7 protein-coding genes are annotated in these 10,097 nt (G+C 60.1%); 2 read left to right on the forward strand and 5 right to left on the reverse strand.

The features are described from left to right. Positions 1 to 298: 298 nt before the first annotated feature. Positions 299 to 1,513: an NHL repeat-containing protein gene (locus tag V7080_RS19395; protein ID WP_334190040.1), complete on the reverse strand. Its 1,215-nt coding sequence runs from the start codon at positions 1,511 to 1,513 to the stop codon at positions 299 to 301. A 557-nt stretch (positions 1,514 to 2,070) separates the two neighbouring features. Between V7080_RS19395 and V7080_RS19400 the strand changes: the two genes are divergently transcribed. Next, positions 2,071 to 2,691, forward strand: a complete 621-nt coding sequence (locus V7080_RS19400) for a hemerythrin domain-containing protein (RefSeq protein WP_334190041.1) — start codon at positions 2,071 to 2,073, stop codon at positions 2,689 to 2,691. Between the two features lie 254 nt (positions 2,692 to 2,945). Here the strand turns inward: V7080_RS19400 and rfbD are convergent, their stop codons facing one another. The 4 genes from rfbD to rfbB are packed head-to-tail and all read right to left on the reverse strand — an operon-like array spanning position 2,946 to position 6,329. Next, positions 2,946 to 3,848, reverse strand: coding sequence for a dTDP-4-dehydrorhamnose reductase (gene rfbD / locus V7080_RS19405; RefSeq protein ID WP_334190042.1), 903 nt, complete (start codon positions 3,846 to 3,848; stop codon positions 2,946 to 2,948). Further along, complete coding sequence (rfbC, locus tag V7080_RS19410) at positions 3,845 to 4,390, reverse strand: dTDP-4-dehydrorhamnose 3,5-epimerase (RefSeq protein ID WP_334190043.1); 546 nt, start codon at positions 4,388 to 4,390, stop codon at positions 3,845 to 3,847. Before rfbC ends, rfbD begins: the two co-directional genes overlap by 4 nt. Positions 4,391 to 4,392: 2 nt before the next feature. Further along, positions 4,393 to 5,289 carry a glucose-1-phosphate thymidylyltransferase RfbA gene (rfbA, locus tag V7080_RS19415; protein ID WP_334190044.1) on the reverse strand — a complete coding sequence of 299 codons (897 nt, stop codon included), beginning with the start codon at positions 5,287 to 5,289 and terminating at the stop codon, positions 4,393 to 4,395. Continuing rightward, positions 5,286 to 6,329, reverse strand: coding sequence for a dTDP-glucose 4,6-dehydratase (gene rfbB, locus V7080_RS19420; protein ID WP_334190045.1), 1,044 nt, complete (start codon positions 6,327 to 6,329; stop codon positions 5,286 to 5,288). The genes rfbA and rfbB overlap by 4 nt, the downstream gene beginning before the upstream one ends. A gap of 319 nt (positions 6,330 to 6,648) precedes the next feature. Here rfbB and V7080_RS19425 point away from each other — a divergent pair. Beyond that, positions 6,649 to 10,097: PAS domain S-box protein (locus V7080_RS19425; RefSeq protein ID WP_334190046.1), on the forward strand; the 3,449-nt coding region annotated here is incomplete at its 3' end.

The raw sequence follows: 10,097 nt of genomic DNA on the forward strand, positions 1-10,097 counted from the left end.
GACAAGAAAAGTAAGTGGCCCGCCGGGGCCAGTCCCGGCTTGTCTCTTCGAAGAGCCACACAGATTGCATTACCGAAGACACTCCGTCCCTCTGGATTCCCGCCTTCGCGGGAATGACAAGGAGGATGCATCACCGCCGCGCACTCCGTCGCCCTGGCCTCCCCTTGCAAGGCACGTACTGGTTTGGAGTCAGTACCGTTTTGCAGGCGGACAGCATGCTGTCCAAATCCCCTGCAAAACCCGACGCGGGAATGACAGCGAGGATGCATCATCGAAGAAATCCCCCATACGATCCCTCTCAAAGCGGACTATCCCCACCCCGGTCATTACTTCCCTGCTCCCCTTCCCTACCCGCGACAATCACCGAACTGCCATCCGGCGCAATCCGGCGAATGACATGATTGCCCGTATCGGCAACATACAGGTTGCCACTGCCGTCAAGCGCGATGCCCCTCGGATAAGTGAAGCGCGCGGCGGTACCGTCGGAGATCGTGACAGGCAAGGTATCCACAACACCACCTGCCGTCATGCGACGGATTTTCTGGTTGCTGGTATCCGCGACATACACGATGCTGCCATCGGTATTGGTCGTGATGCCCGACGCATTGTAGAAGCGTGCCTGCGCACCCGTGCCGTCGGTGTCGGTAACGCCGCCTCCCGACGTCGGCTGCCCGGCAAGCGTGGTGACGGTGCCATCCGGGGAGACCCTGCGGACGGTACTCATGTCGCGGCTGAGGATGGGCGACGGGATGAAGAAGGTGTCGGTGACATACAGGTTGCCCGCACCGTCGGCAGTAATCGCGCGTGGTCCGAGGAAGGATGCCGTGCTGCTGCCGTCGGCGGTGCCGCGTGCGCCCTTGGTGCCGGCAATCGTGGTGACCGTGCCGGATGGCGTGATCCTGCGGATCGCGTAGTTGCGCGTATCGGCCACGTAGACATTGCCTGCTGCGTCGGTTGCCACGCCGCTCGGCTGGTTGAACCTTGCCGACGTGCCCGCGCCGTCGTCGCTGCCGGCGATACCGGGCGTTCCGGCGAAGGTGATGGTTGCGCCGCCTGGCGTGATCTTGCGGATGATGTTATTGCCGGTATCGGCGACATAGAGGTTGCCGGCGCGGTCGGCGGCGATGCCGGCGGGCGCATTGAACGACGCGGCGCTGCCGTTGCCGTCCGCGCTGCCAGTCACGCCGGGCGAGCCGGCAATGGTGGTGACCCGGCCGGATGGTGCGATCCTGCGGATCGTGCCGTTGCCTGCGTCGACCACGTAGACATCGCCGCTCGGCGCGACCGTGATGCCGTCGGGGCTGTTGAATCGTGCTTGCGGTCCGAGATTCTCCGGCGCATTCGCCGCCAACGTGGCGGAATTCGCGGCGGGTTGCTGTGATGCGGACTGCGGTGTCGAGGGACTGTTCTGCGTCTGCTGGCCAGCCGGCGTTGGCGTGCCCGTCAGCGTCAGTGCGCTGTCCGCGCCACCTCCGCCACCACCGCATGCTGCCAGGAAAGTTGTGAAAAACATGGTTGCAAGACCACGTGCTGCGGGTTGAATCAGAATAGTTTTCGACATCAGGTTCACCTAAAAAAACATTTTGCGGAACTCCCTGTTCCTATAAGAGTTGTTGTATCTCCGATGGCCTTGCCGGAGCCCCTGCGGCATGCTGGCGCATCAGAGTCTTCACGGTAACGAGATACGCTACGGATACTGTTGACCGCTATCAAATCTATCGGAATGGATACACAGGTGTTGTATTCAGGTGATCGCAGTGCGAAGAGCGTGAACGTTTGTAAGAACAGGGCTTGCGCTAGAGCAGATGAACGCCGCCATCAACGGAGTACTCTTCCCGCCCTCTGATGATTTGCATGCCGCAGCGGCAATATTTACAGACGTTATGCAGCGGCTAAATGCGCGAATGTATAAATTGCAAGTGCAGTAGATGAATATGCAAACAGGTCCTGTTGCAATGGTGCGTAGTGCCCGTATGTAGCGGCGTTTTTGCTGGTGACGCAGATATATCGCTGGGCATATCGCTTGCTTCAATAACTGGTTCATTCCAACAACCCGTTAACGGAGACGTCATGAGAACCGCAGATATGACCAGCGACATGAAAGCCAACATGCGATCGTTCACGAACTCGCTCTCGCCGAGCATCACCAACATGATCCGCATGGATCACACCAGCGTGCTGGCAACATTCCATCAATACGAAATCAGTTCCAGTCCGCGCACCAAGAAGGCGCTGGTGGACACGGCCTGCATGGCGCTGGAGATCCATGCACAGCTCGAAGAGGAAATTTTCTATCCCGCAATGCGTGCGGCGGACACCGACGGCACCGTGATGGAGAAGAGCGTGCCGGAGCACAATGAGATGCGCCGGCTCATCACCAAGCTGCGCGGCATGGAGGCAACCGATCCGGAATATGACCAGACCTTCATGGAATTGATGCGCGATGTGCTCCACCATGTGGCGGACGAGGAAACCACCCTGCTGCCGGATGCGGAGCGCCTGCTGAAGGACCGTCTCGGTGAACTCGGCATGGAGATGACCAAGCGCCGTATGCAGATCGCCGCGCCACGTGCGGGTGAATTCGCCTCCAACACGCTGCGTGGATTGCCGGCCAGTACGATGCTGATGGCGGCCGGTGCGGTGCTCGCGGGCACCTATCTGTTCAGGCGATCAAACAACACGCATCATTAAGCGGTATAGCGCAGGCATTGTTGAAGCGGGCGTGAGGTGCAAGCCCGCTTCGATGACCCATGCGTGTCAGAAAAATAAATCTGTTGTCCTATTGAATGGTGCAGCAAGGGAATAGGGACGAGTGGTAGCAAGGTCGGAAGTCAAACATACTGCCAAGACAATGCTGTACTTCAGTACCCTTACCCTACCCTGCAAGAGGGACGAAACCCTGTAGAACGCGCTCATCCGCAAGACGAGAACTGACGAGTGCCGCACTACTGACTGGCCTGCTGCATGCAACGCTGCAGGGCAGCGTCCCAGTGCGGCAGGTTGCACAGTCCTTGCAGTTTTCCGGTATCCAATACCGCATAGCGCGGTCGCACTGCTGCGCGCGGATAGTCGGCGGTGGGGACTGGCACGACGTTCACCCTTGAGGACAGACCGGCGAGATCGATGATCCGGCGCGCGAAGTCTGCCCTGCTAGTGCTGCCGCGCGCGGTCATGTGAAGCAGGCCGCCCTGCTCCTGCCACCATTGCGGCGCATCCGTCGCGGACCGCGCCATCGCAAGTAGCTGCGCGGTCACATCTGCAACAGTACGGCACCAGGTCGGCGTGCCGAACTGATCATCCACTACCTGCAACATATCCTGCTGATGCGCGAGATGCAGTATCGACTGCAGGAAATTCCGGCCGCGCATGCCATACACCCAACCGGTGCGCAGGATGAGGTACGGAATGCCGGCCGCGACGATCGCCTGCTCTCCGGCAAGCTTGCTGCGGCCGTAGGCGTTGACCGGATCGGGAAGGTCTTGCTCGCGATACGGCGCCGACGCCTCGCCATTGAACACATAATCGGTGCTGAAATGAACCAGTGCGCCGCCCAGGCGTGCCACCTCTTCCGCCATGATTGCGGGCGCATCGGCATTGATGCGCATCGCGACGGCAGGTTCGCTCTCCGCGCGGTCGACGTCGGTGTATGCCGCGGCATTGACGATGACATCGGGCTTCATGTCGCGGATGACGCGACGCAATTGCATCGGGTCGGCAAGGTCGAACTGTTGACGCCCCGGCGCAATAATTTCCGCCGGCGTGTCGGCCGGCGTATTGCCCGGCAATTGCAGGGCGCGCAGCAACTCATGTCCCACCTGTCCGGTGGCTCCAGCGAGCAGGATCTTCATTCGAAGACTTCCGCGTCGTCAAGCGGCGGCGCGTTTCTGTCCTTCTCGGAAAGCAGCGGCACGCCGGTGAGCGGCCACTTGATGCCGATGGATGGATCGTTCCAGCAGACGGCGCGGGCATGCTCCGGCGCGAAATAGTCGGTGGTCTTGTAGAGCACTTCGGCGGCCTCGCTAAGCACCGCGAAGCCATGCGCGAAGCCAGGCGGGATCCACGTCTGGCGCCGATTGTCGGCCGACAGCACCACGCCGGTCCAGCTACCGAAGGTCGGCGAGTTGCGCCGCATATCGACCGCCACGTCGAATACTTCGCCGGATACCACGCGGACAAGTTTTCCCTGGGTGTGCCTGATCTGGTAATGCAGCCCGCGCACCACGTTGCGTAGTGAACGGGAATGGTTGTCCTGCACGAATCGCGCTTCGATGCCTGTCAGTTCGGCAAAACGGCGCTCATTGAAACTTTCGAAGAAGGTGCCGCGTTCGTCAACCATCACTTCCGGCTCGATGATGAAGACCTCGCGCAGCGCGGTAGGAGATATCTTCATGTTCAGAACACCCTTTCGGTAAGGATGCGCATCAGGTAACGGCCGTATTCGTTTTGCAGCAGCGGTTGCGCCAGTGCTTCGAGCCGGGCGGCATCGATATAGCCTTTGCGATAGGCAATCTCTTCCGGGCAGGCCACCTTCAATCCCTGGCGCTTTTCGATGGTGGCGATGAAGCGCGCCGCATCCAGGAGGGATTCATGCGTGCCAGTATCGAGCCATGCCATGCCGCGCCCCATAACTTCGACATTCAGCATGCCGCGCTCCAGGTAGGTTTGATTGATATCGGTAATTTCAAGTTCGCCGCGCGCCGAGGGCCGGATGGCCGCGGCGATGTCGCAGACATGCTGGTCATAAAAATAGAGTCCCGTCACGGCATAGTTGGACTTCGGCGATGCCGGTTTTTCAATGATGCTGACCGCATGTCGCTGGTCGTTGAACTCCACCACACCATACCGTTCCGGGTCCTGTACATGGTAGGCGAAGATGGTGGCGCCATCGGGCCGCGACATCGCCAGCCGCAGCTGCGCATCGAGGTCGTGGCCGTAGTAGATATTGTCGCCAAGAATCAATGCCGATGGGCCGCAGTCGATATAGTTGCGCCCGATGAGAAATGCCTGCGCGATGCCGCCGGGGGACGGCTGCACGGCGTATTGCAGGTTCAGCCCCCACTGGCTGCCGTCGCCGAGCAGCGCCTGAAAACGCGGCGTGTCGTCCGGTGTCGAAATCAGCAGGATGTCGCGTATCCCGGCCAGCATCAACGTCGTCAGCGGATAGTAGATCATCGGCTTGTCGTACACTGGCAGCAGCTGCTTTGACACGGATGTCGTGACGGGATAAAGCCGCGTGCCGGTGCCGCCGGCGAGAACGATGCCCTTGCGCGGTCTGGTGTGCATGCTCATGCGCCGACGCTTTCCGCCGGCGCGGCATCGGCATGCGCAAGCCATTGCGGATGGGCGAGACACCACTCGACCGTTTTCCGGATCCCGGTTTCGAAGCTTTCGACGGGTTTCCAGCCGAGTTCGCGCGCCATTTTTCCCGCATCGACCGCATAGCGCCTGTCATGACCCGGACGGTCGGCAACGAAGGCGATTTGCCTTCGATAGCTGTGTCCGTCGGCGCGCGGCGACAGCCGGTCCAGCAGATCGCACAGCAAATGCACGACATCGAGGTTCGGCTTTTCGCTGTTGCCGCCGATGTGATACGTCGCGCCCGGCGCGCCGCCGGCAAGCACACGGCGCAAGGCGGCGCAATGGTCTGCCACATACAGCCAGTCGCGTACGTTGCGGCCGTCCCCGTACAGCGGCAGCGGCTTGCCTGCAAGCGCATTTGCGATGGTCAGGGGAATCAGTTTTTCGGGAAATTGATAGGGACCGTAATTGTTGGTGCAGTGGGTCGCCAGCGTTGGCATGCCGTAGGTATGGTGCCAGGCCCGCACCAGATGATCGCTGGCCGCCTTGGATGCGGCATAGGGACTGTTGGGTGCATAGGGACTGGCTTCATTGAATGGCGGATCTCCCGGCCCGAGCGATCCGTACACTTCGTCGGTGGACACATGCAGAAACCGGAAACTATTCCTCTCCGCTCCGGTCATGTCCGCAACATACCGGCGCGCCGCTTCCAGCAGGCTGAATGTGCCGCAGACGTTGGTGGCGATAAAGGCGGCCGGTTCTGCGATCGAACGGTCGACATGGCTTTCGGCGGCAAAATGCATCACCGCGCGTGGACGATAGGTCGTGAACGCCGCACGCATGGCTTCCTGGTCGGCGATATCGGCTTGCATGAAGACGTGCCGCGCATCCTCGCTCACAGCCGACAGCTTGGCGATATCGCCGGAGTAGGTCAGCTTGTCGATGTTGACGACCGGCTCGTCGCTGTGCGCGAGCCAGTCGAGGATGAAATTGGCGCCGATGAATCCGGCGCCGCCGGTAACAAGAATCATGCGAAAACTTTCTGCTTTTTGGGTGTTTTTTGACTAACTTGAATGCATGGCATCGGCCGGCGCGATGTTTGGCAAGTTCCGGCGAACCAAGGGACGAATTTTCTCACACCGCCTTGTTCCACAGTGTCTTGCCGGTGGGAAGCCAGTTGCCGCGCAGGGACTCGCCGTATCGCCCTCGCCACTGCGACCCTTCTCCCCGAATGCTTGCATCGTCCGGCCATGAGCACGCGCAAACCCACGCAGCCGGATAGCTCTGAAAATCAGCTGTAACTGAACGTTGGTTATCCACGGCGTTCGTAGCATAAACATTGGCTGCCACATGGACGACGATATCCGAGACGAACAGGCAAGGCTGGAAGCATTGAAGTCGTTTCACATCCTTGATACATCCAGGGAAGAAACGTTCGATCGCCTGGCCGCCCTTGCTGCCCGCATTTGCGAAACGCCGATGGCCGTCATTACGCTGATCGACGAAGAACGGCAATGGTTCAAGGCAACGGTAGGACTGGATGTTCGTGAAACAGCCAGGGCCATCTCCTTCTGCACCCACACTATCGATGCGAAGGACATGTTCCTTGTGCCGGATGCGGCATCCGACCCGCGCTTCGAGACCAATCCCCTGGTCACGGACCAGCCGCGCATCCGGTGCTATGCCGGCGTTCCGCTGATCACCTCTGACGGTTTCGCCATCGGCTCGCTTGCCGTTCTCGATACGGCGCCGCGGCACATGACGGACGCGCAGCTGGCTGCGCTTCAATTGCTGGCGGACCAGGTGATGATGGAGTTCGAACTTCGCCTCCGGCGACTGAATGTAGAACGTCTGCTGGAAGAACGTACTGCGCATGTCGCCGCATACAAACGCCTGAGCATGCACCTTAGCAATGCCCAACATGTTGCGGGCGTCGGCAGCTGGGAACTCGGCCTGGAAGACGACATGCTCTACTGGTCGGACGAAACCTACCAGATCTTCGGCATCGTGCCCGGCTCCTTTCAGCCGGACTTCAAAACATTCATGGCGCTAGTCCACCCGGAGGACCGGGAAAAAGTGATGACTGCACAGCAGCACGCCATTCAGGATACAAGTCACCTGAATGTCGAACATCGCATCATACGGCCTGACGGCGAAATCCGGCATGTGCATGAGCGTGCTGAATTGGTAGAGATCAATGAACAGATGGCCCTGTCCGGCACCGTGAGGGATATCACCGCCGAGCGGAAAGCCCAGGAGAACCTGAGACTGCTCGAAGCATGCATCGCCTGCATGGACGACATGGTGATGATCACGGATGCCGAGCCGCTGGATGAACCGGGACCGCGCGTCGTTTTCGTGAATGATGCGTTCGAGCGGCAAACCGGTTATCGCCCTGAGGAGATCATCGGCAGATCGCCGCGATTGCTGCAGGGAGCGAAGACAGACCACGCCGAAAGGCGCAGGATCCGCGAGGCGCTGGAAGCAAAACAGGCGGTCAACGCCGAAATAATCAACTACGCCAAAGACGGCCGGGAATTCTGGATCGAGACCGATATCGTGCCGGTGGCGGACAATAACGGGCAGACCCGTTACTTCGTCGGAATCCAGCGCGATATTACTGAACGCAAATCACACATGCTTGAATTAGCCAATACCAATCGTGCGCTGCGGATGTTCAGCAGTTGCACCCAGGCATTGGTCAAGGCGGAAAATGAAGAGGGTTTGCTCACCCAGATTTGCAAGCTGGCGGTCGACGTCGGCGGCTACGTGATGGCTTGGGTAGGTTATGCGCAAGACGATGCGCAATCCAGTATTGTGCCGATGGCCTATGCCGGAAGTGATGAGGACGGCAAGTCTTACCTGAGTGAATTAAGGCTCAGCTGGTCGGAAAGCACGCCGTCCGGACAGGGCCCCGGCGGCCGCACCATTCGCTCAGGCAAAACAGTGATTGTCGAAGACGTTAACAAGGAACCCAGCTTCGCTCCATGGGTTGAATCCGCGAAACGACGCGGCTATCAGGGCCTGATATCGCTCCCTCTGCGCAACAGGGGCCAGACGTTCGGATTTCTCGTCATGTATTCCAGCGAAGCACGCCCGGTTGCGCCGAAGGAAGTCGCACTGCTGCAGGAGCTGGCCGGTAATCTCGCGTTCGGCATCAACGCGTTGCGGGCGGAAGCCGAACGGCAAAGAACGCAAAAAGCAATGCTGAAAGTGGCCGCAGGCGTCTCGGCAAGCACTGACACGTCGTTCTTCGAGCAACTTGCCAGCAACATGGCGGAAGCACTTGGCGCCCAGGCAACCTTCGTCGCCCGCATCCTGCGGGAAGAGCCGCCGTCCGCGCGGGTCGTCGCCGGCGTGATCGACGGTGTGCCGGTTCCGGGTTTCGATTACCGGCTTGCCGGCACGCCGTGTGCCGCGCTGACGAAACAACGCCATTGGATCATTCCCGACTGCCTTGCCGAGCGGTATCCTGCATCTGCCCCGCTTGCAGAGCAGTTCGGCACAATCAACGCGCGCGCATATGCCGGCAAACGCCTGGATGATTCATCAGGCCGCGCGATCGGCCTGGTGTTTGCGCTGTACAGGGAACCGCTGCGGGATGTCGGTTTTGTATTGTCCACATTGCAGATTTTCGCAACGCGCGCGGCGGGGGAACTGGAGCGACTCGATACCGATCTGCGTATCCGCAACCAGGCTTCGCTGCTCGATAAGGCGCAGGATGCCATCATGGTCTGCGACACCGCGCATCGCGTGCTGTTCTGGAACAAGGGCGCGGAGCGTCTCTACGGCTGGACACAGGAAGAAACCCTGGGCCGGGAAATCAACCAACTGCTCAGCGAAGACGAATCGACCTATCTCATGGCTGTCGGCAAGACACTGCTGCATGGAGAGTGGACTGGCGAGATCGAGCAGCAAAGCAAGGACGGCCGCCTCCTGATCGTCGAAGGCCACTGGACCCTGGTCAAGGACGAGAACGGCGTGCCCCAATCGATCCTGAAGATCAATACCGATATCACGCATCGAAAGGCAACCGAACGGGAAATCCAGCATCTCGCGTTTTACGACTCGCTGACCCGCCTGCCGAACCGGCTGCTGCTGATCGACCGCCTGCAGCATGCACTTGCCACCGTATCCCGCAACCGCCATACGGGTGCCCTGCTGTTCATCGATCTGGATAACTTCAAGACGCTGAACGATACCATGGGGCATGATTTCGGCGACATGCTGCTCAAGCAGGTCGCCCAGCGCCTGAAGTCCTGCGTGCGTGACAGCAATACCGTCGCCCGACTGGGCGGCGACGAGTTCGTCGTGCTGCTGGAGGATTTGAGCGCAAATCACAAGCATTCCGCCGCGCAGGCAAAAACCGTCGCTGAAAACATCCTTGCCGCCTTCAGCCATCCCTTCCAGCTGGACAGTCATGAACACAACACGACGCCCAGTATCGGCATTACCTTGTTCAGCGGCAACTCGAGCACCGTCGACGAGTTGCTCAAGCGGGCCGATCTGGCGATGTACCAGGCCAAGGCCGCGGGCCGCAACACCTTGCGATTCTTCGACCCGCAGATGCAAACCATCGTCAGCGCCCGGGCCGCTCTGGAAGCGGATTTCCGGCACAGTCTGATCCACCATGAGTTCGTGCTGTACTACCAGACGCAGAGCGACGTGAACGGCCAGATCATCGGCGCCGAAGCGCTGGTGCGCTGGCAGCATGGACGCCGCGGCATGGTGTCCCCTGCCGCGTTCATCCCGCTGGCGGAAGAAACCGGGCTCATCATACGGCTGGGGGAGTGGGTGCT

The organism is Noviherbaspirillum sp., assembly GCF_036846085.1.
Taxonomy (GTDB): Bacteria; Pseudomonadota; Gammaproteobacteria; order Burkholderiales; family Burkholderiaceae_D; genus Noviherbaspirillum.

Bases quoted from the DNA above. Each gene is read 5' to 3' on its own strand.
- V7080_RS19395 (WP_334190040.1), bottom strand. From the start codon at position 1,513: ATGTTTTTCACAACTTTCCTGGCAGCATGCGGTGGTGGCGGAGGTGGC.
- V7080_RS19400 (WP_334190041.1), top strand. From the start codon at position 2,071: ATGAGAACCGCAGATATGACCAGCGACATGAAAGCCAACATGCGATCG.
- rfbD (WP_334190042.1), bottom strand. From the start codon at position 3,848: ATGAAGATCCTGCTCGCTGGAGCCACCGGACAGGTGGGACATGAGTTG.
- rfbC (WP_334190043.1), bottom strand. From the start codon at position 4,390: ATGAAGATATCTCCTACCGCGCTGCGCGAGGTCTTCATCATCGAGCCG.
- rfbA (WP_334190044.1), bottom strand. From the start codon at position 5,289: ATGAGCATGCACACCAGACCGCGCAAGGGCATCGTTCTCGCCGGCGGC.
- rfbB (WP_334190045.1), bottom strand. From the start codon at position 6,329: ATGATTCTTGTTACCGGCGGCGCCGGATTCATCGGCGCCAATTTCATC.